Annotated in this window: 22 protein-coding genes and 1 pseudogene; 10 read left to right on the top strand and 13 right to left on the bottom strand. The window is 62.4% G+C overall.

Translation table 11 applies throughout. From position 1 onward, the window contains the following. Positions 1-163: 163 nt before the first annotated feature. Positions 164-1,033, bottom strand: a complete 870-nt coding sequence (gluQRS, locus tag QOU61_RS05825) for a tRNA glutamyl-Q(34) synthetase GluQRS (RefSeq protein ID WP_289657169.1) — start codon at positions 1,031-1,033, stop codon at positions 164-166. Positions 1,034-1,193: 160 nt separating this feature from the next. Between gluQRS and QOU61_RS05820 the strand changes: the two genes are divergently transcribed. From QOU61_RS05820 to QOU61_RS05805, 4 genes are all read left to right on the top strand, one after another. Next, on the top strand, positions 1,194-1,934 hold the full coding sequence (locus QOU61_RS05820; RefSeq protein ID WP_289657168.1) for a DNA-3-methyladenine glycosylase family protein: 741 nt from the start codon (positions 1,194-1,196) through the stop codon (positions 1,932-1,934). Between the two features lie 3 nt (positions 1,935-1,937). Further along, the gene (locus QOU61_RS05815) at positions 1,938-3,020 is read left to right on the top strand and encodes a DUF2855 family protein (RefSeq protein WP_289657167.1); all 1,083 of its coding nucleotides are present in this window, start codon (positions 1,938-1,940) and stop codon (positions 3,018-3,020) included. 82 nt (positions 3,021-3,102) lie between these two features. After that, positions 3,103-4,887 (top strand): flavin-containing monooxygenase, encoded by a 1,785-nt coding sequence (locus tag QOU61_RS05810; protein WP_289657166.1) that lies wholly within the window; start codon positions 3,103-3,105, stop codon positions 4,885-4,887. A gap of 14 nt (positions 4,888-4,901) precedes the next feature. Continuing rightward, positions 4,902-5,870: a peptidyl-alpha-hydroxyglycine alpha-amidating lyase family protein gene (locus tag QOU61_RS05805; protein ID WP_289662295.1), complete on the top strand. Its 969-nt coding sequence runs from the start codon at positions 4,902-4,904 to the stop codon at positions 5,868-5,870. 66 nt (positions 5,871-5,936) lie between these two features. On the opposite strand, the gene QOU61_RS05800 is transcribed toward QOU61_RS05805, so the two are convergent. Together QOU61_RS05800 and QOU61_RS05795 are read right to left on the bottom strand one after the other, a co-directional pair. Further along, a complete protein-coding gene (locus QOU61_RS05800) occupies positions 5,937-6,908 on the bottom strand; it encodes a Bug family tripartite tricarboxylate transporter substrate binding protein (RefSeq protein ID WP_289657165.1) in 972 nt (323 codons plus the stop codon). Positions 6,909-6,968: 60 nt separating this feature from the next. Then, positions 6,969-8,726: a chloride channel protein gene (locus QOU61_RS05795; RefSeq protein WP_289657164.1), complete on the bottom strand. Its 1,758-nt coding sequence runs from the start codon at positions 8,724-8,726 to the stop codon at positions 6,969-6,971. Between the two features lie 200 nt (positions 8,727-8,926). Here QOU61_RS05795 and QOU61_RS05790 point away from each other — a divergent pair, with 200 nt between their 5' ends. Continuing rightward, on the top strand, positions 8,927-9,484 hold the full coding sequence (locus QOU61_RS05790) for an HNH endonuclease (RefSeq protein ID WP_289657163.1): 558 nt from the start codon (positions 8,927-8,929) through the stop codon (positions 9,482-9,484). Between the two features lie 43 nt (positions 9,485-9,527). Here QOU61_RS05790 and QOU61_RS05785 read toward each other — a convergent pair whose 3' ends face one another. Further along, positions 9,528-10,082, bottom strand: a complete 555-nt coding sequence (locus tag QOU61_RS05785; protein ID WP_289657162.1) for an HD domain-containing protein — start codon at positions 10,080-10,082, stop codon at positions 9,528-9,530. A gap of 176 nt (positions 10,083-10,258) precedes the next feature. Between QOU61_RS05785 and QOU61_RS05780 the strand changes: the two genes are divergently transcribed. Beyond that, positions 10,259-10,618 carry a hypothetical protein gene (locus QOU61_RS05780; RefSeq protein WP_289657161.1) on the top strand — a complete coding sequence of 120 codons (360 nt, stop codon included), beginning with the start codon at positions 10,259-10,261 and terminating at the stop codon, positions 10,616-10,618. Between the two features lie 1,303 nt (positions 10,619-11,921). On the opposite strand, the pseudogene QOU61_RS05775 reads toward QOU61_RS05780, so the two are convergent. Further along, positions 11,922-12,446, bottom strand: a pseudogene (locus tag QOU61_RS05775) (IS5 family transposase); the annotation flags it as partial. Between the two features lie 303 nt (positions 12,447-12,749). Then, positions 12,750-13,925 carry a L,D-transpeptidase gene (locus tag QOU61_RS05770; protein ID WP_289657160.1) on the bottom strand — a complete coding sequence of 392 codons (1,176 nt, stop codon included), beginning with the start codon at positions 13,923-13,925 and terminating at the stop codon, positions 12,750-12,752. Between the two features lie 563 nt (positions 13,926-14,488). Here QOU61_RS05770 and QOU61_RS05765 point away from each other — a divergent pair. After that, positions 14,489-15,610: a transglycosylase gene (locus QOU61_RS05765; protein WP_289657159.1), complete on the top strand. Its 1,122-nt coding sequence runs from the start codon at positions 14,489-14,491 to the stop codon at positions 15,608-15,610. Between the two features lie 484 nt (positions 15,611-16,094). Next, the gene (locus tag QOU61_RS05760) at positions 16,095-16,628 is read left to right on the top strand and encodes a hypothetical protein (protein ID WP_289657158.1); all 534 of its coding nucleotides are present in this window, start codon (positions 16,095-16,097) and stop codon (positions 16,626-16,628) included. A gap of 603 nt (positions 16,629-17,231) precedes the next feature. On the opposite strand, the gene QOU61_RS05755 is transcribed toward QOU61_RS05760, so the two are convergent. Continuing rightward, positions 17,232-18,554 carry a TAXI family TRAP transporter solute-binding subunit gene (locus QOU61_RS05755; protein ID WP_289657157.1) on the bottom strand — a complete coding sequence of 441 codons (1,323 nt, stop codon included), beginning with the start codon at positions 18,552-18,554 and terminating at the stop codon, positions 17,232-17,234. A 714-nt stretch (positions 18,555-19,268) separates the two neighbouring features. On the opposite strand from QOU61_RS05755, the gene QOU61_RS05750 reads away from it, so the two are divergent. After that, a complete protein-coding gene (locus tag QOU61_RS05750) occupies positions 19,269-19,688 on the top strand; it encodes a hypothetical protein (protein WP_289657156.1) in 420 nt (139 codons plus the stop codon). A gap of 158 nt (positions 19,689-19,846) precedes the next feature. Here the strand turns inward: QOU61_RS05750 and QOU61_RS05745 are convergent, their stop codons facing one another. The 4 genes from QOU61_RS05745 to QOU61_RS05730 all read right to left on the bottom strand — a co-directional run bounded on the left by QOU61_RS05745 (position 19,847) and on the right by QOU61_RS05730 (position 23,498). Next, positions 19,847-20,623, bottom strand: coding sequence for a sulfite exporter TauE/SafE family protein (locus QOU61_RS05745; RefSeq protein WP_289657155.1), 777 nt, complete (start codon positions 20,621-20,623; stop codon positions 19,847-19,849). Between the two features lie 204 nt (positions 20,624-20,827). Further along, on the bottom strand, positions 20,828-21,166 hold the full coding sequence (locus tag QOU61_RS05740) for a hypothetical protein (protein ID WP_289657154.1): 339 nt from the start codon (positions 21,164-21,166) through the stop codon (positions 20,828-20,830). Between the two features lie 125 nt (positions 21,167-21,291). Further along, positions 21,292-22,683, bottom strand: a complete 1,392-nt coding sequence (chrA, locus tag QOU61_RS05735) for a chromate efflux transporter (RefSeq protein ID WP_289657153.1) — start codon at positions 22,681-22,683, stop codon at positions 21,292-21,294. Then, positions 22,680-23,498: a chromate resistance protein ChrB domain-containing protein gene (locus tag QOU61_RS05730; RefSeq protein ID WP_289657152.1), complete on the bottom strand. Its 819-nt coding sequence runs from the start codon at positions 23,496-23,498 to the stop codon at positions 22,680-22,682. Before QOU61_RS05730 ends, chrA begins: the two co-directional genes overlap by 4 nt. A 1,281-nt stretch (positions 23,499-24,779) precedes the next feature. Here QOU61_RS05730 and QOU61_RS05720 point away from each other — a divergent pair. Then, positions 24,780-25,043: a hypothetical protein gene (locus QOU61_RS05720; protein WP_289657150.1), complete on the top strand. Its 264-nt coding sequence runs from the start codon at positions 24,780-24,782 to the stop codon at positions 25,041-25,043. A gap of 267 nt (positions 25,044-25,310) precedes the next feature. Here QOU61_RS05720 and QOU61_RS05715 read toward each other — a convergent pair whose 3' ends face one another. Together QOU61_RS05715 and QOU61_RS05705 are read right to left on the bottom strand one after the other, a co-directional pair. Further along, a complete protein-coding gene (locus QOU61_RS05715; protein WP_289657149.1) occupies positions 25,311-25,769 on the bottom strand; it encodes a MaoC family dehydratase in 459 nt (152 codons plus the stop codon). 186 nt (positions 25,770-25,955) lie between these two features. Continuing rightward, positions 25,956-26,237, bottom strand: a complete 282-nt coding sequence (locus QOU61_RS05705; protein ID WP_289657148.1) for a hypothetical protein — start codon at positions 26,235-26,237, stop codon at positions 25,956-25,958. Positions 26,238-26,599: the final 362 nt, after the last annotated feature.

Here is a 26,599-nt window from a genome sequence, read left to right as displayed (position 1 = left end):
TTCCCCTTTTGCCCCACGGACGCAGCATGGCACGGCGGGGCTATCGGAGTCACTGAGGCGTTTCGGCAGGTCACTGGAAAGCTTAAGGCAAACCTACCAATCGTCCGACTCTAGCACTCGCTATCCATTCCGGGAGGCGCTTTGCGCGGCAAAGGCGCGAGCGTCAAATCGGCTCCACCAGCCGCCGCACCTCGGCCGCCGCGACGCCGCCGGCGCGCAGTTCGCGCAAGCCGGTCGCGGCCGTCGACTTCGAGAGCTTCTGCCCGCTGGCATCCTTGATGAGGCGGTGGTGCTGGTACACCGGCTGCGGCAGGCCGAGCAGGTGCTGCAGCAGCCGGTGTACGCCGGTGGCATGGAAGAGGTCCTGCCCCCGCACGACGTCGGTGACGCCCTGCAGCGCGTCGTCGACCACGACCGACAGATGGTAGCTGGTCGGGGTCTCCCTGCGTGCCAGGATGACGTCGCCCCAGGCCAGCGGGTGGGCGGCAACCTCGCCGTGCTCGCCCGCCGGGCCTTCGCCAAGCTCGGTCCAGCCGAGCGCACCTGCGCGCGCGCAGGCCGCCGCCATGTCGAGCCGCAGCGCATAGGGCGCGCCCTCCCCGATCAACCGCTGCCGCGCGGCGGGCGAAAGCGCGCCGGCGCTGCCGGGATACAGCGGCGCACCGTCGGGGTCGCGCGGCCAGCCGCCCGCCGCGTCGCGCTGCGCGACCAGCAGCGCGATCTCGGCGCGGCTCTCGAACGCCGGATAGACCAGCCCCAAGGCCGAGAGCTCGTCGAGCGCCGCGCGGTAGGCGGCAAAATGCTCCGACTGCCGGCGCACCGGCGTCTCCCAGGCGATCCCGAGCCAGGCGAGATCCTCATAGATCGCCGCCTCGAACTCGGGCCGGCAGCGGGTGGGATCGATGTCCTCGATCCGCAGCAGGAAGCGGCCGCCGCGCCGGCGCGCCAGGTCGAAGTTCAAAAGCGCCGAATAGGCGTGCCCGAGATGCAGATAACCATTCGGGCTCGGCGCAAAACGGAAAACGGGTGGCATTGGCTACGCAGTCTCCGTCATGCCGCTCTTCCCGCCGGGTACGCCGATCCAATGTGCTGCTTCATTTGCTATAACGGATCGCTGTTGTCGTTCCCTAAGTTAAGAAGACGTGGATGGCCGGGACAAGCCCGGTCATGACCGTGGTGTTTCCCAGTATTCCATGACCGTCCATCTCAACACCCAGGCCGATCTCGAAGAAGCCATCCAAGCGCTGGTGAAGCAGGACCCTCGGCTGCAGCCGATCTTCGCGGTCACCGGCATGCCGGCGCTGCGGCGGCGCGAACCCGGCTTCGTTGGCCTTGCGCACATCATCTGCGGCCAGCAGCTTTCGACCGCGAGCGCGGGGGCGATCTGGGCCCGCGTCAGTGCGGCCTACGAGCCGTTCGATCACGACGCGCTGCGCCGCGCGCGCGCCGACCGTCTTGGCCGGCTCGGCCTGTCTGCGGCCAAGATCAAGACGCTGAAGAACATCGCCCGCGAACTTGCCGCCGAGCGGCTGAATCTCGACGTGCTCGCGGAAGAGGACGCAGACGCCGCCCACCACACCCTGACGGCACTGCCCGGCGTCGGCCCCTGGACCGCCGACGTCTACCTGCTGTTCTGCCTCGGTCACGGCGACGCCTGGCCGGCCGGCGATCTCGCCGTGCAGGAGGCGATCCGGCTCGGGCTAGGGCTGAAGCATCGTCCGAGCGTCAAGGAGATGACGCCGCTCGCCGAGCCCTGGCGGCCACTGCGCGGCGCGGCGGCGCATCTGTGGTGGAGCTATTATCGCGCCATCAAGAAGCGCGAAGGCGTGATCGCAGGCGAGGCAACGGCGAACACCGTTTCAAACAATGTTGCTGTTGCCAAACGCACGTCCACGAACGCAAAGATCGCGGCACCGAAGAAGCCGGGATCCTGAACCATGCAAGCCATCGACTTCATCGTCGCGCGCGACGATTTGAGCCAATGCAAGACGATCGAGACCGAACTGCCCGATGGCGCCGCGCTGCCCGATGACGCCCTCCTGGTCCAAGTCGACCGCTTCGCCCTCACCGCGAATAACATCACCTACGCGGTGCTCGGCGATGAACTGAAATACTGGGAGCTGTTTCCGGCGCCAAAAGGCTTCGGCAACATTCCCGTGTGGGGCTTTGGCGATGTCGTCGCCTCGCGCCATCCCGGCATCGCCGAAGGCGAACGCCTGTTCGGCTATTTTCCGATGGCAAGCCATCTCGTGATCGAGGCTTCCGATGTCAGCAAGCGCGGCCTGCGCGATGCGGCCGCGCACCGCCAGGGCGTGGCGCCGGTCTATAATGCCTATGCGCGGGTGACCCGTGACCCCGCCTTCGCGGGCGTGCGAGGCGATTACCAGGCGCTGCTGCGCCCCTTGTTCATGCTCTCCTTCCTGGTCGACGACTATCTCGCCGAGAACGAATTTTTCGGCGCCCGCGCCGTGATGCTGTCTTCGGCCTCCAGCAAGACCGCGTTCGGCCTCGCACATCTCCTGCACGGCCAGCGCAGCGGGGTCGAGGTGATCGGGCTGACATCGGCGGCCAATGTGCCCTATGTGAAATCGCTCGGCTGCTACGACGACGTCGTCACCTATGACCGCATAGGCGCGCTTCCCGCCGATCGGCCGGTCGCCTTCGTCGACATGGCCGGCAACAGCGCCTTGCGCGAAAGGCTGCACCGGCAGTTCGGCGCGCAAATGAAATATTCCGGACGGATCGGCCTCACCCACCGCGCCTCGACGCCGGAGGAACCTCAATTGCCGGGCGCCAAGCCAATTTGGTTCTTCGACCAGATCCGCAAGCGGGCGAAAGAATGGGGGCCCGGCGGCATCGACCAGCGCTTCGGCGTGGCGTGGACGACATTCGAGCCAAAACTGGAACGCTGGCTGACGGTGGTCCACAGCCGCGGGCCGGCAGCGGTGGAACAGGTCTATCGCGATACGCTGGCGGGGCGCATTCCACCGGAACAGGGCCACATGCTGTCGCTGCACTAGCCTGCCGCTTTTGATGCGGTCCCGGACAGTATAGGCTTGCGCGAAGGAGACGCTCGGAGAGCGACCCTTCGCGAGGTCGGTCATGCTGGACAGGACGGACGACGTCTCGGTCACCGCCGGGAACTGGTTTGCGCAATTCGAGAACGCGCTGGGCAATCCGGCGCAGCTTGCGGCGCTGTTCCTCGCCGAGAGCTATTGGCGCGACGTGCTGGCCATGAGCTGGACCCTCCAGACGGTCGAAGGCGCTCGGGCGATCGCGGCGGAATTCACCGCGCTCGCCGCGAGAGCGCGGCCGAAGGCCTTCGCGCTCGACGCTGATCGTGCGCCGCCACGCCGCGTTACGCGCGCCGGGACCAGCGCGATCGAGGCGATGTTCAAATTCGAGACCGCGATCGGGCGCGGCAGCGGCATTGTCCGCCTGATCGGCGATGCCGCGGACGGCAACCGGCCAAAGGCCTGGACGCTGCTCACGACACTCGAGGAGCTGAAGGGATTCGAGGAGCCGCTCGGCCTCAACCGGCCGCGCGGCCAGGCCTATTCGCGCGACTTTCGCGGGCCGAACTGGCTCGATCTGCGGAAAGCGTCGGCCGACTACGCAGACCGCGAGCCGACCGTGCTCGTGGTGGGCGGCGGCCAGGCCGGGCTCTCGATCGCGGCACGGCTGAAGCAGCTCAATGTCGACACCCTGATCGTCGACCGCGGCGAACGCGTCGGCGACAACTGGCGCAAGCGCTATCACGCGCTGACCCTGCACAACCAGGTGCAGGTCAACCACCTGCCCTACATGCACTTCCCGCCGAGCTGGCCGACCTACATCCCCAAGGACAAGCTCGCCAACTGGTTCGAGGCCTATGTCGAGGCCATGGAGCTGAACTTCTGGACCGGCACAAGTTTCGAAGGCGGCCATTACGACGAGGCGGCACAGCGCTGGACCGTGACGCTGCGCCGCGCCGACGGCACCACGCGCACCCTGCATCCGCGCCATGTCGTGCTTGCGACCGGCGTCAGCGGCATTCCTAACGTCCCCAAAATCCCGACGCTTGAGGACTTCGCCGGCAAGGTCGTGCATTCCAGCCAATACGATGACGGCGAGAACTGGAAGGGCAAACGCGCGATCGTGATCGGCACCGGCAACAGCGGCCACGACATCGCGCAAGACCTTTATTCCAGCGGCGCGCAGGTGACCATCATGCAGCGCAGCCCGACGCTGATCGTCAGCATCGAACCGTCGGCGCAGCTCGTCTATGCGGCCTATAACGAGGGCACGCTCGACGACAACGACCTGATCGCCAATTCGATGCCGCTCAAGCTTGCCCGCAAGAGCCACGCCCTCGTCACCGAGCAGTCGAAGACGCTCGACCGCGGCCTGCTCGAAGGTCTCGAACGGATCGGCTTCAGGCTCGATTTCGGCGAGGACAACACCGGCTGGCAGTTCAAATATCTGACGCGCGGCGGCGGCTATTACTTCAACGTCGGCTGCTCCGACCTCATCGTGAAGGGCGAGATCACCCTTGCGCAATTCGCCGACGTCGACGGCTTCGTCGCTGACGGCGCGCGGATGAAGGATGGCGAGACGATCAAAGCCGACCTGATCGTGCTTGCGACCGGTTATCGGCCGCAGGAAGAGCTGGTCGCAAAACTGTTCGGCGGCGACGTCGCCCGCCGCGTCGGCCCGATCTGGGGTTTTGGCGACGAGCAGGAGCTGCGCAACATGTATGTGCGCACCAGACAGCCCGGCCTGTGGTTCATCGCCGGCAGCCTCGCGCAGTGCCGCATCAACTCGAAATATCTCGCGCTGCAGATCAAGGCGATCGAGCAAGGCCTCTTGCCGCGCACGACAGGAACCGCCGAGGAGGTCACGCCATGAACATCGCGCAGCAGGTGCCGGTCGTACTCGGCGCGGGCGAGCACCGCTATCGTGTGGTCGAGAACTGGGCGAAACTGCCGGACGGCTGGAGCCTCTCCGACGTCGCCTCCGTCGCGGTCGACAGCAAGGATCGTGTCTACGTGTTCAATCGCGGCGAGCATCCGATGATCGTGCTCGACCGCGCCGGCAATTTCCTGCGGAGCTTTGGCGAAGGCCTGTTCTCCCGCGCTCATGGGCTGCATATCGACGCCGACGACAATCTCTACTGCACCGACGACGGCGACCACACCGTGCGCAAATGCACGACCGAAGGCAAGGTGCTGCTCACGATCGGCATCCCGAACAAGCCGGCGCCTTTCATGAGCGGCGAGCCGTTCCACCGCTGCACCCACACCGCGCTGTCGCCGAAGGGCGAAATCTACGTCTCCGACGGCTACGGCAATGCCCGCGTCCACAAATACACGCCCGACGGCAGGCTGATCATGAGCTGGGGCGAGCCCGGCTCCGATCCCGGCCAGTTCAACATCGTGCACAACATCGCGACCGATGCCGACGGCTTCGTCTACGTCGCCGACCGCGAGAACCACCGCGTGCAGGTGTTCGACGGCAACGGCAAGTACGAGACGCAATGGAACAATTTGCACCGGCCCTGCGCGCTGTGCCGCTGTGGCGGCAGGAATCCGAACTTCATCGTCGGCGAGCTCGGCCCCGGCATGCCGGTCAACCTGAAGGTGCCCAATCTCGGGCCGCGCCTGACCATCGTCGATGCGAAGGGACAGCGCATCGCGCGGCTCGGCGGCGAGAACGGGGCCGGCATCGAGACCGGAAAATTCCTCGCACCCCACGGGCTCGCGCTGGACTCCAGGGGCGACATCTATGTCGGCGAGGTCGGCGTCACCAACTGGAAGACCAGCTTTCCGGAGGCGCCGATGCCCGCCGAGGTGCGGATCAGGCGCTGCCTGCAGAAGCTCGAGAGGGTCTAGCGCATTTTATTTTTGACGCGTTTTCTTCACGCGAACCGGTTCCCACCTCGCTTGAAAACGCTGCGCTCACTCCACCTTGATATTCGCGGCCTTGATGATCGGCCACCAGCGCGCGCTGTCGGCCTTCTGCAGCTCGCGCAGCGCCTCCGGCGACTGCTGCTGCAGCGGCGTGATCTGGATGCCGAACTCGCCAAAGCGCTGCTTGACCAAGGGATCGGCAAGCACCCGGCTCATCGTGGCGTTGAGTTTTGCGGTGATATCCTTCGGAGTGCCCTTCGGCGCCCACAGCCCGTACCAGAGCGAAGCAAAGAAGTTTGGCAGGCCCGCTTCGTCGGCGGTCGGAATGTTCGGCGCCGAAGCAAGGCGCGCATGGCCGGTAATGGCAAACGGCTTGACGCTGCCGGCGGCGAGCAGCGCCGTGAAGTTCGACGCCGGCTCGATCATGAAATCGATCTGCTCGGCCACGAGATCCTGCATCGCCGGCCCGTTGCCGCGATAGGGCACGAACTCGAATGCCGTCCCGGTCTCCTTCTGCAAGGCGATGCCGGTGAGCTGGCCGGTGGCGCCGACACCGGCGATGCCGACCGAGGCCTTGCCCGGATTGGCCTTGAGCCATGCGATCAATCCCTTCAAGTCATCGGCCGGCAGGCTCTTCTTGCCGACGATCAGAAGCGGCTCGCTGCCGATCAGGATGATCGGCTCGAGGTCCTTCATCAGGTCGAACGGCAGCTTGTAGAGGCCGCCGGTCAACACATGGGTGGTCGAGGTGCCGATGCTCAGCGTGTAGCCGTCGGCCGGCGCGCGCACCGCGCGGGTGACGCCGAGGCTGCCCGAGGCGCCCGCCACGTTCTCGATGATCACGGGCTGGCCGAGGATCATGCGGATGCGCTCGGCGAGAAACCGCGCCAGCGAGTCGGTCGCGCCGCCAGCCGCGAACGGCACGATCATGGTGATCGGGCGTGTCGGATAATCCTGCGCCGCGACGGCTCCGCTCCAGACCAGCGTCAAGGCGGCGATCACAGCCCCGGGCCCGCGCATGATGTTCCTCCCCGTTTTATTGGCTTGTTGGCGCCATCTTTGCGCCTTTGCGGCCGTCGATCAAATGTCGCCGATCACCTCGCGCCGGCGCCGCTCGGATTCTTCCGCATAGCGCCGCATGGCATGGGCCTCGGTCAGGAGCCCGACCGGATGACCTTCGTCGCCATCGACCACCGCAAGCGACTCGGCCTCGGCCGCGTCAAAGGCGGCGATCGCCTCCTGGATGTTCATCCCCGGATACAGCACGGCGTGGCGATGGTGCAGGATCCCGGCAAGCCCGCTCGCCGGCTCGATTTCCGGCGCATGCGCTTCCACCACCAGCGCCAGCCCCGCGTAGCGGCCCTCATCATCGACCGCGACGACCTGGGTCTTCGAGCCCAGCGGAAACCGCTCGCGGAACCTGCCGATGCCGATATCCGCATTGACCGTCGTCACGTCGGGCCGCATCAGGCGGCCGACGGTGAGGTCGCGAATCCAGCCGATATCGGCGGCGCTGCGGATGGTCTCGCCGCGCAGATGCAGCCGCCAGGTGGCGAACGAATAGCCGAACAGCTCGCGGGTGATCTGGGTCGACAGGATGACGGCGACCAGCACCGCCGTGGTGAGCCAGAGATTGCCGGTCGATTCCAGCGCGATGAACGACATGGTGAGCGGTCCGCCGATCACCGAGGCCGACAGCGCGCTCATGCCGACGATCGCATAGGCATTCGGATCGAGGCCGAGCCCGGGCCAGATGCTGTCGACGCCGGCGGCAAACAGCCGGCCGCCGAGCGCGCCCATGAACAGCGTCGCGAAGAACAGGCCGCCGCGGAATCCGGTGCCGAGCGAGATCACCGAGGCGATCGCCTTCAGGATGAACACCGATGCGATCGCGGCAAGCGGCATCGCGAACAGGCCGGCAAAATGCAGCGCGCCATGCCCCGAGGACATCACCTGCGGCGTGAGGAGTGCGAGCAGCCCGACGCAGAGGCCGCCGAGCGCCGGCCGCAGCGGCGGCCACAGCCTGGTCTTCGCCAGCAGCGCCTCGCACAGCGCGACGCCGCGCATGATCGCGATCCCGAACAGCGCCGCGAGCACGCCGAGAGCCGCGGCAATCGCAAGATCGCGGCCGAGCACGTCGCCGACCGGGCCGACGCCGACGCCGAGCGACAACGGCGAGAAGGCGTGCGCAACGAAATAGCCCGCGACCGCGGCGACGCCGACCGGGGTGAGGCTCGCCGGCGTATAGCCGCCGATCACGAGCTCGAAGGCATAGAACGCGCCCGCCAGCGGCGCCCCGAAGGCGCCGGCGATCGCGGCCGCAGCACCACAGCCGACCATGACGCGCTGGTCGGCGCGGCGCAGGTGAAAGCCGCGGCCGATCGAGGCGGCGATGCCGCTGGAAAGCTGGGTGTAACCGGCCTCGAGGCCGACGGAGGCGCCGACGCCGCTCGACCACACCGTCTGCAGCGCGACGATGACGCTGCCGCGAAACGACATGCGGCCGCCATGCAGCGCGTTGGCCTCGATCGGGTCGATCTCGCGCGCCGGGCGAAAGCGCGCCAGCCACAGGAAGGCAAGCCCGAGCAACAGGCCGCCGACGCTCGGCACCACCAAGGCGTGCAGCGGCTCGATCGCCGGCTGGCTCGACAGCCGTTCGCCCATGTCGAGATCGAAGAAGGCGGCATGCAGCACGGTGACGGCGCCGCTCATCGCCGCCACCGTCAGGCCGCCGATGGTGCCGGCGAGCAGCGCCAGGGCCACGAGGCTGGTTTCGTGCGCGCGCACGAAGGCCCGCAACCGGCGCGGCGCTTCCCAATAACGCGACGAGGTGACCATTTTTGGGCGTCCAGACGGCAGCCCAAAAGTGGCCACCAATTGCTCGTTTAGCGGTCCTGACGGCCGTCATGCAATCGGTTGCATGCAGCCCCAACCCCACGGATAAGTTATTCTAAGCTCTTCACAATCCCGTCACGCTGCATGTAGTATGTCATGACCTGCTGCTTCGCAGCCGATCTTCCGGGGGTCAGGAGCGTTATTTGAACGCACATGTCTCGCAAGGCGGTTGGCCGGTGTTGGTGCTGAACGCGGACTTCCGGCCGCTGAGTTACTACCCGCTGTCGCTTTGGTCCTGGCAGGACGCGATCAAGGCGGTGTTTCTCGACCGCGTCAACATCGTCGAGCACTACGACCGCGCGGTTCGGAGCCCCTCCTTCGAGATGCAGCTTCCGAGCGTCGTTTCGCTGAAATCCTTCGTCAAGCCGTCCACGCATCCCGCCTTCACCCGATTCAACGTCTTCCTGCGCGACCGCTTCATCTGCCAGTACTGCTACTCCGGCGAGGACCTCACCTTCGATCACATCATTCCGCGCAGCAAGGGCGGCCAGACCACCTGGGAAAACGTCGTCGCCGCCTGCTCGCCCTGCAACCTGCGCAAGGGCAACCTGACGCCGCAGCAGGCCAAGATGTTTCCGAGGCAGACGCCCTACGCCCCGACGGTGCACCAGCTCCACCGCAACGGCCGGCTGTTCCCGCCGAACTATCTGCACGACAGCTGGCTCGACTATCTCTATTGGGATACCGAACTCGATCCGTAACGGGATCGCGCCACGCTCGCGCGTTCTGGAATTCCTCGACATCTCAAGGATCGGTCCGCAGCGATTTGATCTCGCGTGCGATATTCGCCCGCGCCTGCTCTTCAAACCGCGCGGCAAAGCTTGCGTCCGGATAGATCGCCGGCCGTGCGGCGAAGCTTTCCAGCACCGCGGCGCGTCCGGCGCGATAAGCGTCGTCCGGGACGTGGCTGTATTCGCGACGGATCGCAGCTGCATAGGACGCGTAGGTCGCAGCGTCGGCGCCGAGTATGCCAAGGTCGATGGAGATCATGATCGCGCCGAGAGGGTCGCCCGGCTCTACCTTGTGGGTTCTGGTCAGCCTGATCAGGCGGCCGACTTCATCCCGCAAATCAGGCCTGAGGTCTTGTTCCGCCAGCCTGGCGCTTTGCTCCTCGTTGTCCGAGCGGGTCGGGTCGTAGACGATGTCGTGCCACCAGATCGCCGCCACCAGGATTTCGCGGTCGCGGTCGCTCAGTCCGGCAACTCCGTCAAGCGCAGCCAGGCAATCCGTGATGTGCTGGAGGTTGTGATAGTGCCGGCCAGCGGCCGAATAGGCCTGGATCATGTCGTCTTCTGTCATGCCCTATCATAACGCGCGGTTCGCGGAAGCGGTAGGATACCGGGACAACAGCGCGGTCCGGCACGATGTTTTGAGTCCCACGCGACACCCTTGTGCGTCCACCGGCATTGAAACCGCCGGCATTTCCGGGTTCGTATCGAAGAGGGCGGCGTGGGCCTACGGACGGAGCGGGAGAAATGCCTGTGACGTGGAAATGCACGCCAATCCTCGCGATGGTCATCCTTTTCGGATGCTGCAATCACACGAACGCGCAAGGTCGATGCCCGGAATTGGCGCGGTTGCGCAGCGAGGCTGCGGAAGCCGCAAGGCGGACGATAGGCGTCGCGACGCCGGAACGCTGCGTCGCATACGGCCGGTCGTCCGACGCCTGGAGCGCAATCGTGCAATATGCCACCGAGCACCGTGAGCTGTGCGAAATTTCCAATGCTTTGCTGGACCAGCTCGAGAAAAATCATCAAGAGGCCGTCAAAGCTCGCGACAATGTCTGCGCGGGTCGTCCTGCTCGCGCATTTCCGCCCGATATCATTCGACAGTGAGCCGCCACTTCGCATCGAGCCGATGGACGCGATTGGCAGGCCGGTGAGCGGGACCACATTCAAGATTCAATCATCAACGAACCCGGACAGAGGTCCGCGTTCTCGCGGCTGAAATCGCCCGAGCTTTGCAGGAATGTTCGTCCCCCTGACAACAGAGGGCGCAGGGAATGCCGGGTGCTTGGCGCACCCGCAGCCTCGCGTGCAGCAAAGGAAAGCACACGAGTTAGTCACCACAGGTACAGCCGAACATCCCGGCATTCCCCGCGCGATTGGTTTTAACGGTTTCCTTCGTGCTCTCCCCGGTGACCGGGCTTTCTTGCCACCGTCGCCTCACAGGATGACCTGCGAAGCTTGATGCCAGCGTCGGGGCATCAGGACCACACGACTTCACCGTCCGCGTCGGCATCGTTCGTCTTGCGATACCGGCCACGTCCATCGCATCCCGCGCTCAACGTCCGTGACGATGCGCAACGCCCCTCTGATCGAGGCGGGACGCGCGGATTGAAGCCACTGATTTGCCCGACGCAACAAGCGGAATATTTTTGCGCAAAGGACTGGACGACTCAAATCAGCTTGAGATCGCTCGCGAAATTCGATTTTAGGCGCACGCGCGCTGGCCGGGCCCTGGCTTCGCGCGGGGCGAACCGCCAGGGACCGCCGCAATGATCTTTGCCCTCGACATCCAGGCAACCTGCTTCGGCAGCCTAGAGCGCTGACGACGTTGAGCGTGAGCGCGGCTCGCCGCTTGATGCTACTCGATGCCCGATATGCGCCGGTAGCGGACCAAATTCCGCATGGCAGCGAAACGACGCTAAGGGCCAATAGAGGTCATTCGCTCAAGGGAGTGGTTCGACCTTCGCCGCCATGTCGGGGGCGCGCGTAATCCTGTACATAGCATTGCTGCATTTTAGAACCCAAACGTCTCGATCTGGTCGAGACAACCTGGTATTTTTCTTTGCACCGAGCGGCTTTTCGCAGGTGAAACCTTGTATGCGAATCTGGGCCGCCAGCATTCCCTGAGGCGTTTCGGCCGGAATCTGCTGCGCTCGCACCTGAGGACTAAAAAGAATAAAAACGATGACCAATAGCAATGATCCAGGTGCTTTGTGCATGATTCGACCCTTAAAGCAGAAACTACGCCCGTTCGAATGTCGAACTATAGCAGAATCACCGGTGTTGTCCGCGCCGGGATCGGCCCACCGGCTGGAACACATGGCTGACATTTGTCATCTCACCAGCCGCGGCACCCCTCCCCGTGAGCCGGATGATTACGAAATAACAGCGGAGCGAAGGCTCGGTAGTCTTCCCTGATCCAGTCCGCGTCGTATCCACGATCCGCGAGCAACATCGTTTGCGGAAGCAATGCGCTGAGCAGAACCGAACACAGCCGGTTGTCATGCGCCTCACCGGGCGAGAGGGCGAGATGGACCGGCAGGCCATTGGTGTCCACCACCGCGTGAATCTTGCTGGTCAGGCCCCCTCGTGAGCGACCCATATCTTCCTGATTGTTGTCCGCGATACAGGCTCCGTGCTGATGCACGCGCACGATGGAGGTGTCGATCATCTGCACCGCCGCGTCATGACCGGCAGCCAGTGCGTCCATGATCTGGTCGCAGACGCCAGCCTTCCGCCACCGAACGAAGCGATTGTAACAGGTGGTGCGCGGACCATAGGTCGCTGGCAGGTCTCGCCATGGCGCACCTGAACGCAGGACCCAAAAGATGCCATTGAGCACGCGACGGTCATTTACACGCCGAACACCACGCGGTTTGTCCGGCAGCATAGGTTTGATGGCGGTCCATTCATAGTCGCTGAGTTCGTAGCGCATGATTCGAGGCTCCGGTTCGGAGCTTGAATCACGTCTTGGGCAGCGCCATCAACCCGCAATGCCCCCGTCACCATGTCGCTAATGCTCTGTATTGACTTCCGCTTTCGGCGGCGCAGCGGACGTGACCGGACTCGCCGCCGGCTCGCCCCAGTCGCGAATGACCCATCCGAGACATCGGCTTAATGACGAGCAGACCGACAACGGACATAATTTTCTCAGACCACGAGGTCGTTCGGGTTAAACCCGTGGAAGAAAAGCGGACTTGCGCAGCGGCATCGTGTGTTGGTGGGTTGCGCCGCCGCATCAATGCGTCACCACGATGAAATCCGTGTCTTTTCCCGTCTCATGGCTAAATCCGTTGTCGGAAATAATCAATGAAGAGGCCGGCGTCAGTAGTTCAGAGATCCTCTCAACCGTATCCCGGGGTATTTCGATGCGGTCGAGGGCAGCGTTGGCTTTATCGGGCAACGGTACCGATAGGGCGGTTTGCTTCGCGGGCGCTTCGCGCTCTTTCGTGGCCCCCTCGGAAATGCGAGGAAATTCCTCCGGAATCGACACGACGGTCCAGCGAATGGCCGCTCGCTCGTTCTGGAATTCCATTGCGGTAAACACGTGCGTTCCCAGCGGCTCCCCCGGATTTTCGATCGTGACCGGGACATCAAACAACGGCGTGAAGCCCTGGCGCACGAAGAGCTTGCTCAACTTACGACTCACGAAGATGGAGATCGGGACGACCTTCTGAGGTGCGACTCCAGCAGGAGCCGAGCCTGGAACCTGGAGACTAGTGGCTTCTGGAGTCTCGGCGTTGGACACTGGTGATCCATGCGTTGCCGCGGCTGTGCTAATGCTCTTACCCGCGACTGTGGCAGTCTGAAATTCCGGCGAACCGGACACGGCTTTCGGCTTAAAAAGGTGCGGATTGGTTATCTCGACAGGCTGGACATCGTCGTGCGCAATGATCACTCGAGTGCCGCGCTTCGTGAGATGCCAGAGTCGAATGGCAAAGTCATTTTTCAAACGGATGCAGCCGTGTGACGCCGGACGCCCAGGCACAACACCGGCATGCAACGCTATCCCTGACCAGGTGATGCGCTGCATGTAGGGCATGGGGGCAGCGCTATAAATATTTGAACGGTGCCATCGCTGTTTGCTGATCACGCTGAATACGCCGTGGGGCGTAGGATGCCCCTGAGTTCCCGTGGACACCGAAGAGCGTGCGATCAGGGTCCCGTTGTCAAAAAGCGAGACCCGTTGGTCTGCAATCGAGATGATGATCTGGAGCGGGCCCTTCGGAGGGTCCTCGGGCCGAGCGTTTTTCGCCAATTCAGAGTTTGTCCGCCGGTGGTGGTGCTTGTGTTTGAACGGAGCGTAATGGCCTGGCCAGGACGTGTACTGGGGCCAGAACAGAAACTGAGCGTGTGCGATCCCTGCAGAGAGCATGAAAATGGCGAAAGCTATTAATGGAGTCTGCTTCCTCATTCAGTACCTCATGCAGTGATGTTGCATGCGAGGTCCAACCAAAAAACGCGGCGTTGCGGACCGCAGCCTCTCCTTTAAATCTGGTCGCAGTGGGTCGAAAATTGGACCGTATTCACAATTACGAGGCCAATTTGCTGGAAGAAGACAATCGGCAATAGCCGTGGCGCCGATCGCCGGGGCGATCAATGTTCGATGTGAGTTGCCGTTGCGACGGGCGCTTTGATCTGGGGCAATGGGTTCGGTTCGCTCAGAAGATCCTATAATTCACCAACGACAGACCGCTCGAGGGGCCGGCATCCGCGCTTGCGGCCACTCAACCGCGTCTGTCGGTCCGACATAACCGTGGCGGGCTCGCCGGGTCCGAAACTCCCCCTACACGCTACGTCGGAGAGTGCAGACAACTGCTCGCGGGCGCCACGTTGCATTCGGGTAACACTCTTTGGAAAAGTTGATGACCTGCAGTTTGCGCCATTCCGCGGTCATATCTTGACCCGAATAATCAGGCCGTCGCGTGCTTGGCTGTGCAGCATGGCTCAGGTGGAGCCTTTGGAGGCGACGGGATCATGAACCCGCGGCGATCTGCGGCAGTGGCGGCGTTGTGCGGAACGATCGTTCTCGCGGGGTGGATCGTCGCCTGGCTTGCTGGCTTCGGTTCGGCCGGCATCGAGAACACCGGCGCAGTGCCAATCGAGGACCGCGCAGCATCTCTTACCGCCAACGCCGAGCTCGCGGACGCACCGCAGGCAACCGCAATGGGCAATGCCGCTGTCGCCAACACTGATGTGGCGACGGCCGCCGAATCGGCGACGGGAATGGCTACCGGCAAGATGGTGGCCTCATATGAGCCTGAATCGATCGTCGAGGCCGCGTTGCCCGATCCGTCGCAGATGCCGGCCGATCTACCGCCCGTGCAGGTGGCGACTATCGAGACAAAATCGGTGGACTTGGGCCACCATGATGCCGCCCAACCCATGCCGACAACACGCGATGCGCCGGACAGTGCCCCCAGCCCGGCACCGGTGACGCAGGATTTCCGGTATCTCATCTATTACGTCTGGTCCGAACTGCCGCCTGCCGAGAAGCCGGCGGCTATCGTCTTAAATTCACTCAAGGACATCCCGGTCGGAACGCCGGTCGAGGAGATCAAGCGCGCCTCCGACGCTTTCGGTCTGGATTTCAATTTCATGAAGGCAGTTGCCAAGATCGAGTCCGGTTTCGACCCCAAGCAACGCACGGGGTCGTATATCGGCCTTTTCCAACTGAGCGAATACGAGTTCAACAAATTCGGCTCCGGGCAGATTCGTAATCCTCGCGACAATGCCGTTGCGGCGGCCTACAAGTTCATTACCGAAGGCATTCTGTTCGAGTGGGTGACGCACCAGAAGCCCACCTTGAGCGATCTTTACTTGATCCATCAACAAGGTTGGGAAGGCGCCGCCGCACACATCAGCCAACCTGATCGCATCGCTTGGAAATCCATGTGCGCCACCAGCGAAGGCAGAGAGAAAGGTGAAAAATGGTGCAAACGCGCGATCTGGCGGAATACTCTTCCGGCCGTCAAACACGCGTGGAAATCGGTGGATAACCTGACATCGGGGGCGTTCGTCGGAATGTGGCGCGAACGGGTTGCTGAATTCCGTTCGAAATACATGGCCACCGCCGCCGTCGAACGGGCGAACCAGTAAATTTCCGTTGAGTTGTTGGTAGGAGTTGCCGCACCTGCGGGCCGAGCGGGGGCCTCACCGCCGCTGCGGCACGTGGTGCCGCTCATCGCTCAGTGGTCGCGCGGATGCACTTTACGTCGTCAACGACGCGCTCGGATCGTTCCTACTGCGCGCTAACGAGGTGATCGATCAGGTGCCGATGTCTGCTTGTGGCCCTTTTCGGACCTCACGCGATGTCCGACCAGAGTTCGGAATGCGCACCAAAGCGGACATCCGCCGACCACTCTGAATCTATGGGTTCACGCCCTAGCTTAGCTAGGTTGGCTTAGCCGGGGCCTACCGGTGTTCAATTATCCGAGGATAAAGCACCTATTGCAGTCGATAGGAGTGATATTGGCCTCCTAAATATGCAGAATCCATTGTTCCGTTAAGAGAGGCATAGCGATTTGCCTCGCGGAACTTGGAACGCATTGATCGCCTTCGCTTTGACTCAGCGGAGGATTTCATGGCCCGCGTTTGGAACACACCTGTTTTCATCCTTGCCACCGTGTATTTCATTGTCGACGGCGTATTTTCTCACGTCACGCAACCGGTGACCGTTTGGATTGCTAAAAAGAAGATTTTCGAGGGAGCGCGACTCTGGATCGTTTCTTTGCGGCCGTATCCTTCGCTCGCGCTTTTCGCCGTGCCGGTTATCATCCTGGAGCCGGCAAAGCCTTTAGCGGGGTATTTGATTGGGACCGGTCATTTTTTCGCCGGCGCCGTTATCTTTATCGCAGCGGAAGTTTTGAAGCTCACGCTCGTCGAGCAGCTGTTTCAACTAAATCGAGAGAAGCTCCTGTCGATCCCAGCTTTTGCTTGGGGATATCAATATTGGCGCCGCATGATGGACGCGGTCCAATCGATGGAAGTTTGGAGGGCTTCACGACGACTGGCGGCCAATGCCGCATACTTAGTGCGGAGTCGTTGGCTTCAATTTAAACACGCACAAAAATCCCATCCGTTCCGTTTCGCGCGGTCAGAACCAAACGTTCCGTAGGCGCCATGCCGTCCGCCACCACAATTAGGGAAACGCGCCGGACCTGCTGGTCGCTGCCGACGAGGTGATTGAGTAAAGCTTTTCACTTCCGGTAATGGCACAAAGCGTCGTTGCGCTGCTGTGCAACAATAAGTCGGCTATCGGGGCATAGCGGACCTCGCACGCCGCCGCCCGGCAGATTTATGGGTTTACGGCCTGGTGTGGTGGTTCGGAAGTTCTCTTCATCTGTGCTGCGAGTTCATCAAGAGAACTTCCGAACCAAAACCACACTAGGATCATAAGCTTGCTAGTGTCCTTTCGAATCCGAAGTTCGCAAGAGAGCTCGCCGCAAAATGATGCGAACTTCGGATTCGGGACACTCGTACCTAGCGATGTCTGTTTGGGGTTCAAAAAGGCGACGTTCCGGTGTCGTCGCCGCATGTCCGCCTTTCCCCTGAAAGTGGACATCGGCGGGAAATCCTAGCTCAAGTCTCGGATGTTGCGTTCAGACCCGCACGCGCAGACGACTGCGCTTGTGTCCATCGAGCTTAAAAGCGATGGAGCTTGCCGTCAGCAGAGTTGAAACGATTCATATTTTCATAACTTTTCTTCTTGGATTGTCGTTTAGGCTGCAGAAACGACGGCAGGTTTCTTTGCAAGCACCGTTCGTCGATCGTGAATCAAGCTTTCGAGCCGATGGGCGGCGACATTCAGCGTCGCGTCATCCACTGCGCTCTCGTCGCCGGCGGCGGCTTTGGCGCGCTGGGCTTTGAGAATGCCGTCAATTTCTTCCTCGATATCCGACAGCTCGGCCTCGGTTGCGGCCCTGCGGATTCGGCGTCCCAGCGCATAGAGAGAATCCAGCGGGCCTTCACTTTTCGAGCTGCCCAGCCCAAGAAACTTCCAGGCCGCGGCAAGCACGGTGGCCGCGCCCCCCAGTATCATTGGCGTGAGATAGATCCAGTTGCCGTACTCATCCATAAAGCTCTGCGTGGTGCTGTTGTAGACGGCTGCCGCTCCAGGGTGCAGCGGAAGGTAGGCATCCTGGTCGGTGCTGGGCGCGGTGATCTGCGCGAAAAGCGGCTGCTCGCGCAGAAGATCCCTGCGCACGCTCATAATCGCTTGTGTGAGTCGGGTTACCAGATCAGTGCCGAGCTTCTTGTGCGCAACCAAGTACAGCGAGGTCCTCAAAGTTGTCAGATCGTCTTCCGGAACCGGCGGCGATCCCCGTAGAGTGCCCTTCGGGACGTCGAAACTTTCAAAGGCACGTTCGGTCTCTGCAATTGCTGCCGCGGACTCGATGGGGATCAGTACCGGGACCTTTCTATGGTCGAGCTGAAAAAATCCGCGAACGAGCGAGAGGTATTTTTCGGCGAGCGGGATCGTGACGAGCAGAGCACTGACCTGTTTTGATTGAACGGCTTGCCGGACATCTGTCAAAGCGAGGTTCTTGAACGCAACTTTTGCGCTCGCCAGATCATATTCCTTGGTCAACGCGTCGATAATTTTGGCGTTCGCTGCTCCGCCAACCACGCCGACCGTGCGTCCCTTCAAGTTGTCCATGCTGTCGATCGATGATCCGGGCGGCGCGATGATCAGTACGACCATGTGGCTGACGACGACAACGGCTTGCGCCTGCGACAAGTCACCGACATCGCCGCGAACCACGGCGAGATCGACCTTACCCGCGGAGAAGGCGTTAGCGGCCTCGAGCGCGGTGCCGCTGTCGATGACCTTGAGCCGCACCGGCGCGTTCGTCGAAACGAGCTCGGCCGCTATCGCTGACATTGCCTTGGCAGCCTCGCCGTCGATCGAGCCCACCGCCACGCTCAGCGTTGTCGGACGCGTATAATACCGATAGGCAAGCAGGCTTGCGCCCGAGGCGAGTGCTGCGAGGCCAAGCAGCAGGATGAAACGAAGCCACAGTGGCAATTTCAGCGAAACCACGCTCGTCACCCCCCAACGCGGCAAGACCGTGATGGCTGCAGCAATGCAACCATAACAGAGAATGGCGGTTCAGTCGCCTTGCGCTTTAGACGCTGGGAATCCCGGTCAGCACCGCTTCCCCATTTGATCTCGCCCTTCGAGCGCCCGCGCGGCCCGCTGACCTATAGCCGATCACATCCGGTTCGCTGCCGCTGGTCAATTTTGCTCAGATCAGGCTGACAGACCGGGCTAGGATTTTACGGCATCCACGATCAGAACGGCGGGCTGACTTGGTTCGAAGCACGAACTGTCAGCCCGAGAAAGGATCAGTCATGTCGCGTCGAACCCTTATTTCGCTTGCTGCATCCGCCATCGTTGGCATCGCCTGTATCGCGACTTTTTCGACTGACGCCTTCGCATACCGAAGGGGCGTTGGCGTCGGTCGCGTTGGCGGTTACCACGCGGGTGTCTATCACCGTGGCGTGTACCGTGGTGCAGCCGTACGCCGTGGAGTGGCGGTAGGCGTTGGAGCTGCCGCGGTCGGCGCCGCTGCCACGGGAGCTTACGGGGCTTATCGCTGTGGATACTATCCGTATCGTCCGTGCTAGGAGGCATTCGCAAATCGCACCCGTCAAGAGGACCAAAAGGGACGCCTGTCTTCCAGGAGGCCGGGGCACACAGTTGGAGCCGCGGCAACCAAGGCGGCCCTGATCCCCATTGAAAGGAGCTGAAGCGATGTTCAACTCGAGCCGATCGACCGGATTGGGCGTCTTGCTGGCTTGCAGCGGGTTTCTGCTATCTTCGCAGGCGCAGGCCTTCGATTTGACTGGCGCCTGGGCGACGAGCGCCGACCAGTGCGGTAAGGTCTTCGTCAAAAAAGGCGATCAAATCAATTTTGCGCAATTCTCCGAAGAGTTCGGTGGCGGCTTTGTTGCTGCCGGAAACGAGATCAGAGGCAAAGCCGCCCGATGCACCATCAAGTCGAGGAAAGCGTCGGGTGATACCATCGATCTTCATGCTGCGTGCGCCTCGGAAATCATGGCGTCGAGCATTGATCTGCAAATCAAAATCCTGAGCGACAACAGCGTGTCCCGAATTTTCCAAGATCCGGATTTCGCGGGAATGCAACTGACTTTCTACCGTTGCGCGATGTAATTGCTACCGCGACGGCAGGCCACGCGCAATGTCGGTTGTGGGTCGTTTCCAGACATCGGCTCGCGCAATTCGGAAGTCCGTTTTCAGCCCGCAGACGGACATCGCCAGCTTGATCCGTCAGGTCCGACAAGTGCCATAAACGGAGCTAAAGAGCGCCGTCAACACGGTTTGCTACAATCGGTCTCTATACTTGCAGATGGCAACGGCATCACCGACACGACAAGCGACAGCCCCGCGAGCAGCAGAAGCGCCAACACGGCCTTGCGGAACGTCTCGTCGTCGATTTTTCCGAACAGCTTGAAACCCGACCAAAGGCCAGCGACCATGAATGGAACGCCCAGCGCGTACAGCGCCAGCGTATCCCTGGTGATGGTGCCGGCAGCGGCTTGAGACATCGAGATGACCACGAATGCTATGAACAGCACCGGCTGAAATACGGCACGCTGCACATCCTTGGGCCAGCCGCGCCATTGGCAAGAGATCGTTGAGATCACGCCGCCGAGCCCCGTCAGACCACCGAGCAGGCCGTTTGACACGCCGATGGCGATGTCGGTCCCGACTCCGATTTTCATCGGAGCGAACACAGGCCGCGACAGGCCGTAGATTGCGTAGAGCACAAGCAGCACTCCAACGCCAAAGCGCAAATGGCTCGGATTCAGGTAGGCGAGGATGCTGACACCGATCGGTATGCCGATGACGGTCCCAAGTGCGAGAGGCCAGGCCTTCCGCAAGTCGAGGACGTGGCGCAGCTTGAAGATGCCATAGCCTTGTGTGAGCAGGCCATAGCCGGCGATCAATGTGGCGGTTTGCATCGGCGTGATGATGTGCAGCCAAACACCCGATACGACGAGGCCCATGGCGAAGCCGGAAAAGCCGCTGACAAAGCCGCCGACGAGGGCGGCAAGAGCGAACAGCGTGAAGACAGGCCCATCCATATGATCATCCCCCCAAAACGAGGCGGCGAGCACTTGGATGGACACCCATCTGAGGGGGAGGTCGCGGATCCCCCGAATCCTGAAATTGCTATGTCAGCTTTTCGTGCTTGCCGTCTTGTCGAGCGCGGCGCGCAAGCCGCATTGAACTGCTCCCTGAAGCTTGATTTCCGAAATTATCTGGCCCGCCGCTCGTGCGAATCCGGACTATTCCTTCGAGAGCCCGACGATGGTCCTGAAGCCGGAGATGTTTTGCACCGAGACCCTGACGGGATCCCCGAAGCGGACCGCATTGAAGATCAGGCCGTCCTGGACCTTGAACTGCTCGGTCGCAGTCTGAGACAGCCGGATCCTGATCGTGTCGTTGCCCTGATCAACGCTGTCGACGATGCCGCGCAACGTCTCGGTCACGGCGGCCGCACCCTGGACCAGTAGGATGCCGGTCCCCTGCTCTGCCAGTGTCGCCTGCCCGACATCTACCGGCGCAGACATCGCCATGCCCGGCAATAGAACGGCTGCCCAGGCAATCGCTATCGATCTCATCATGCTAGCTCCATCGTGTTCGCCAGGGAGTGCGGACGCAGGCTGCAGAAGGCAGTTTGTCCTCTCGCGTGTCCGTTCTCCTGGTCGTGTCCCAGCCCCAGGTGAAGTCCGCCTGCCGGCCTTGCTCCCTAGATGACGCCCGCCAGGTGCAACAGGACGCCCGCGATGCACGACGCGGCGAGCACGACGAGCATCCCGACATTGAAGCGGAAGATCGCGGTGGCCGCGGCGATCGACAGGACGAGAGCCGGCGGATCGATGCTGCTCAGCACGGGTGCGTCGAACGACAGGCCGAACCGGTTTACCGGAAAGGTCTGGCGGAAAAGCGTGTGCAGCGCGAACCAGATCGACAGATTGAGGATCACGCCGACGACAGCGGCGGTGATGGCCGAGAGAGCGCCGGCGAGCGCCTTGTTGCCCCGCAGAGCCTCGATGTAGGGCGCACCCACGAAGATCCAGAGGAAGCAAGGCGTGAAGGTGACCCACGTCGCCAGCAACCCGCCCAGCGTACCGGCCAGCATCGGCGATAGCCCACTCGCCTCGCGGAGCGCGGCCATGAAGCCCACGAACTGGACGACCATGATGAGGGGCCCGGGCGTGGTCTCCGCCATGCCGAGACCGTCGAGCATCTCCCGCGGGCTCACCCAGTGATAGTATTCGGCGGCCTGCTGCGCGACGTAGGCCAGCACGGCGTAGGCCCCGCCGAATGTCACCATGGCCATCTTGCTGAAGAAGATCGCGATCTGGCTGAAAACGTTGTCCGCCCCCAGGGCGATGAGGAGCGCGAACACGGGAACCAGCCAGAGCGCAAGCCAGACAGCCCCTACACGCAGCGTTCGCGACGTGCTGGGCCGAACGTGATCCGGCACCGCCTCGCCCAGCATGCTGTCGATAGCTGCCGAGCTCTTTCCGCCGTGCTCGACGGCCGCGAACTCCGGCCTGCCCAGCCGGGCACCCGCGAAGCCGATGGCCGCGGCGGCAAGGATGATGACCGGAAACGGGGCCCCGAAGAAGAAGATCGCGACGAAGGCAATCGCCGCCAGCGCGATCATGACCGGATTGCGGAGCGCCCGCTTGCCGACCCGGACCACCGCCTGGATCACGATGGCGAGAACCGCCGCCTTCAAACCGAAGAACAGGGCTTCGACAAAACCGACATTGCCGTAGGCGGCGTAGATGTAGCTCAGTCCCATGATGGCGAAGACGCCGGGCAGGATGAACAGTCCTCCTGCCACGATGCCGCCGACGGTCCGGTGCAGCAACCAGCCGATATAGGTGGCGAGTTGCTGCGCCTCCGGCCCCGGCAGCAGCATGCAGTAGTTGAGGGCGTGCAGGAAACGCCCCTCCGAAATCCAGTTCTTCTCCTCGACGAGGATGCGGTGCATCACCGCGATCTGGCCGGCCGGCCCGCCGAAACTGAGAATGGCTACCCGCATCCAGACGACAAGCGCCTCGTTGAACGAGATGCCGTGCGCCGGCTGCTGCGCACCGACCTTCTGGTTTGCCGCGAGGTCGGTCATGGCTTCACCTTGTTGGTCGGCCAGTTGTGCGTTTCCCTGGTGGCGTCGCGGCACCACCGGTAGAACGCGTCGTAGAGGAGAAGGCCGGCATCCAATTGTTCGAGGTCGTCGTCGAACATGCGTGAAAGGCCGAGCGAGGCGGCGAGCAATCCGGGCGCCTCCGCGGAAAGATCGAGCCGCGCCGTGTCCGCGGCCCGCACCATCGTCGCAAGCCGCTCGAGCGACGGCGTCGAGAGGCCGAACTCCTTGACCATCACGTCGAAGGTGCAGAGTTCGCCGCGATGGCTCCAGAACACGTTTTCGATGTCGAACGGCGTCGCCTCGAAACGCTCGGCGACCGCCTCGACTTCCGAGGCCGTGACGAAAAGGAACACGGCAGTGGGGTCGACGAAGCGGCGGATCAGCCACGGGCATGCGATGCGGTCGATCTTCGGCCGTGATCGCGTGACCCAGACTGTGCGACCGCGCCCATCGCGCCTGGGAATCCTGTCCGCCGGGACGGTGGGGAGTTCCGCCTGCCTCCAGCCGGCGTGACCGCCTTCCAGGATTTCTGCCGCAACGTTACTGCAGCGCAGCCACGCTGCGGTGCCCTCGCTGAGCTTCTGGCCCTTGTTGCACACGACGACCACGGACTGGCCGGTCATGCGCGCGGCCCAATCCTGGACGTCGAGATGCGAGCGCCGAATGGCGCCCGGTATCAGGCACGGGTCCGCCGAGAAGTCCTCGTCGATGCGCACATCGATGAGCGCCGGCGCGTTTGCCGTGCCGATCAGCCGAGACAATTTGTCGGGTGAGATCGAGGTATATGATGACATGCTGCGTCCCTAATGATTACAGGACGCGATTCTTGGGCATGTCGCCTCGCGGGGAGATCGCAAAATCCCCGTACGCCGAATAAAAACCCTGATGGCCGCGCTGTCAACCTGCGCGTGCCCGCCGCCATTCACGAAAATCGCCGAGCAGACGTCACGCAGGGGAACCGCTGCCCAGGTTCAATCGCGAAGGACGGCTCGGAGAGCGGACGCACCCTGGGCCCGGAACTCGGTTCCGCATGATGGGTCAGCGTAGTCCCTTGACCTATGTCAAACAGCATACCGGCGAGCATCGGACGGTGCGATCGAGTGCCGCTGCGCGCGTGAGCACGCGCCGCGCCTTTGATGAAGGCGGCGTTCCCACCGGTGGCCGCCGATGCACGGCACTCCGATCGACAAGGAGAAATGCCATGCTTCGCTATGCTCTCATCGCTCTAGCGACCGTCGTACTCGTTGTTGCTACCCTGGTCCCCGATGACGCGCTCGCCCGACGTGGCGGCGGCGGCGGCTTCCGTGGCGGTGGTGGTGGCGGGTTCCGCGGTGGTGCTGTCCATGCCGGACGCTTTCATGGAGGTGGTCACCGCTTCGCCGGCGCTCGTCCGTCCCACCCCATTGCCGGTCGCCCTGGTCGCCCCATTGCCGGCCGTCCAGGTTACCCGGGTCGTCCCATCGCAGGGCGGCCAGGTTACCCGGGTCGTCCCGTCGCAGGTTACCCCGGACGATACTATCCCTGGGGCGGCGTAGCCGCTGGCGCTGCGGTCGGAGCTGCCGCAGCAGGCGCGTATGGCTACTACAACAACTACAACAGCAACTGCTATTACGACAGCTACGGCCAGTGGGTCTGCCCGAACCAGTATCAATATCAATACTGACTCGTGCTGAGTGCTCTGGACGGCGGCCAGCCCGCCGGCCGCCGTCTCCCTTCGTCGCATAGATCAACGCACCAGTCCGACGCCGGCTGCGCATGGCTGCCGCCGGCGAGTTGCCGGATGAACTCGGTTTACGGGAAAGGTGGTGCGTCCATGATACTTCTCTGAAGCGGAACTGCCACCCCTTCGCAGGCAGATACTGGCACGCTTCGCTTAGTGTTCGGCAAGGCAGGTCTCGTGGCCGCAGAAGCGGTGAAAGGGTCCTCGCGTTCGATGGCAAGCGCGATACCTTCGTCGCAAAGGAGCTCTCGAATGGTTGCAAGCCTAACGCTCTCCGAGGCGCGACCGTCTCGTCAACCGAGGCGTCGGGGGCGGCAGGCGGTCACTGCCGTCGCGTCACAAGTGGAGCACACCGATGTGGATCCTCATGTACGTCTTCTCCTACTCAGTCAGCCCGGCCGCTACAAACGACAGGGCGGAATGGAGGCTCCTCCCAACAGTGGTGTTTCAGGAGTTCTCGAATGAAGAGCGATGCAGGGCGGCCAAATCGATACTTGAGGGCAGCTTAAAGGATGCTGGAGCCAAGCTGAGGAGTGGTTTGGAAGACTTGAAGAGCATAGGCAAGGCTGACCCTGCGCAGATCATCATTGCCTTCAATGTGGAATGCCTTCCGAAATAAAGTCGGAGGCCGTGACCACGCCATCATCTCACTTGACAGAACATGCGCAGGCACCAGGCGACGGCGGCATCATGCCGTTCAGCCAGCTTTCCTGTCGTCCAGGCTGCGCACATGTGAGGCCGCCTCCTCCGCACTTTCGTGGATGTGCGGCGCCATGCCGCGCTGCTTCAGCGCATCGCCCAAGGGCAAAACGGAATCGCGGCTAATCTCAACCGCCATGTGTTGTCGTCGACGGCGCGCACACTGTCCTTGATCAAGGGACTCGCTTCAATTGTAGTGCAAGGCGATAAGGTCCGCGACACAGGCGGGACGTTGACTACCTTCAATTTCAATCACCATGTGGTAATTCACGCGCAGCCCGTTGGGCGGCACATCCTCCGCTTTGGCCACGGTAATTCGACCTCTTATCCGCGTTCCCACCGGAACGGGCGAAATGAAGCGGACTCGATCCGCGCCATAATTCAGGGTGTTTCTAAGTCCCTTGAGGCCCATGACCGAGCGGACGAACATCGGAGCGAGGCTCAGCGAGAGGAGCCCGTGCGCAATCGTCCTGCCGCCCGGCAACTCCTTCTCGGCCCGCTCCTGGTCGACGTGAATCCATTGTTCGTCACAGGTCGCCTCCGCGAACAGATTGATGCGATCCTGGGTTACTTCAATCCATTCACTTGCACCGATCTCGGTGCCAACCGCGGACTTTATATCTTCGAATCCGACAAATATTTTCATCTCGCGCGCCCGCGTCATGCTTGTGCAGAAGCCGACACTCCGACAGGAACGTGTCAGGCGGTGACAATGACGGTGTCCGCGGCCATTGCCATCACGGGATGGAAATTGCATGCCGCGAGCGCGGACACGCTGCGAACGCGACACGGTGGGGGTGAGCCACGCTCAGCGCATTGCGGAAAATCTGTTCTAGGCGTGTCCGGTTTCACCCCAACGTGAGATTAGTGTGGGCTCAAACAACGTCGCCTGCCGGCCCTCGTCGGTGGCGAGCCATTCGTTGAGTTCCTGATCCGACTTTGGCCGATGACCCTTCACGCCTTCGAAGACATCAGACAGAAACTGGGCTTGCGTTTTCTCGGCTTTCCTTTCTTCGCTCACGGTGACTGCTCCATCGTCTTGCGAATATCCTTGTTCGGAACCCAGCGAAGTCACTTCCATTTCCAGCCAAAGCGGATTGCGATCCGGCCCCATTGATCCAGATCAATCCCCGAAACAATGAGAGGTCTATTTGCCGATCGGCTACGCCAAATGACCAACACCGGTTACGGCGGTGCCGCCATCGCGGAGTCCCAATGACGGATCCGACGGACGCCATCATGCAGGCCATTCATTCGGCCTTTGACAGCCATCCCAGAGAGGGTGATCCCGATTGGAGAAGTCCCAGCTGGATCATGCCGGAGGAATGCGCGCATCTGACCAGGGCGATAATGCGGGAGCTGGAGGCCAGAGGCTTCCAGATAGTGAAAAAGCAGTCGAGTGGATAGACAAATGGCCAGCGCACCCACCGCGATCAGCAAAAAGAGCGGGCCGCTGTGGGGACCCCGAGCGTGAGA

It is taken from the genome of Bradyrhizobium sp. NP1 (assembly GCF_030378205.1).
In the GTDB taxonomy this organism is placed as follows: Bacteria; Pseudomonadota; Alphaproteobacteria; order Rhizobiales; family Xanthobacteraceae; genus Bradyrhizobium.
This window is presented reverse-complemented; position numbering and strand designations above follow the sequence as displayed.

Coding starts and splice junctions, on each gene's coding strand:
- QOU61_RS05820 (WP_289657168.1), top strand. CDS start 1,194: ATGACCGTCCATCTCAACACCCAGGCCGATCTCGAAGAAGCCATCCAA.
- QOU61_RS05795 (WP_289657164.1), bottom strand. CDS start 8,726: ATGGTCACCTCGTCGCGTTATTGGGAAGCGCCGCGCCGGTTGCGGGCC.
- QOU61_RS05745 (WP_289657155.1), bottom strand. CDS start 20,623: ATGGATGGGCCTGTCTTCACGCTGTTCGCTCTTGCCGCCCTCGTCGGC.
- QOU61_RS05780 (WP_289657161.1), top strand. CDS start 10,259: ATGCCTGTGACGTGGAAATGCACGCCAATCCTCGCGATGGTCATCCTT.
- gluQRS (WP_289657169.1), bottom strand. CDS start 1,033: ATGCCACCCGTTTTCCGTTTTGCGCCGAGCCCGAATGGTTATCTGCAT.
- QOU61_RS05750 (WP_289657156.1), top strand. CDS start 19,269: ATGTTCAACTCGAGCCGATCGACCGGATTGGGCGTCTTGCTGGCTTGC.
- QOU61_RS05770 (WP_289657160.1), bottom strand. CDS start 13,925: ATGAGGAAGCAGACTCCATTAATAGCTTTCGCCATTTTCATGCTCTCT.
- QOU61_RS05705 (WP_289657148.1), bottom strand. CDS start 26,237: ATGGGGCCGGATCGCAATCCGCTTTGGCTGGAAATGGAAGTGACTTCG.
- QOU61_RS05720 (WP_289657150.1), top strand. CDS start 24,780: ATGTGGATCCTCATGTACGTCTTCTCCTACTCAGTCAGCCCGGCCGCT.
- QOU61_RS05800 (WP_289657165.1), bottom strand. CDS start 6,908: ATGCGCGGGCCCGGGGCTGTGATCGCCGCCTTGACGCTGGTCTGGAGC.
- QOU61_RS05810 (WP_289657166.1), top strand. CDS start 3,103: ATGCTGGACAGGACGGACGACGTCTCGGTCACCGCCGGGAACTGGTTT.
- QOU61_RS05785 (WP_289657162.1), bottom strand. CDS start 10,082: ATGACAGAAGACGACATGATCCAGGCCTATTCGGCCGCTGGCCGGCAC.
- QOU61_RS05715 (WP_289657149.1), bottom strand. CDS start 25,769: ATGAAAATATTTGTCGGATTCGAAGATATAAAGTCCGCGGTTGGCACC.
- QOU61_RS05740 (WP_289657154.1), bottom strand. CDS start 21,166: ATGATGAGATCGATAGCGATTGCCTGGGCAGCCGTTCTATTGCCGGGC.
- chrA (WP_289657153.1), bottom strand. CDS start 22,683: ATGACCGACCTCGCGGCAAACCAGAAGGTCGGTGCGCAGCAGCCGGCG.
- QOU61_RS05815 (WP_289657167.1), top strand. CDS start 1,938: ATGCAAGCCATCGACTTCATCGTCGCGCGCGACGATTTGAGCCAATGC.
- QOU61_RS05765 (WP_289657159.1), top strand. CDS start 14,489: ATGAACCCGCGGCGATCTGCGGCAGTGGCGGCGTTGTGCGGAACGATC.
- QOU61_RS05760 (WP_289657158.1), top strand. CDS start 16,095: ATGGCCCGCGTTTGGAACACACCTGTTTTCATCCTTGCCACCGTGTAT.
- QOU61_RS05730 (WP_289657152.1), bottom strand. CDS start 23,498: ATGTCATCATATACCTCGATCTCACCCGACAAATTGTCTCGGCTGATC.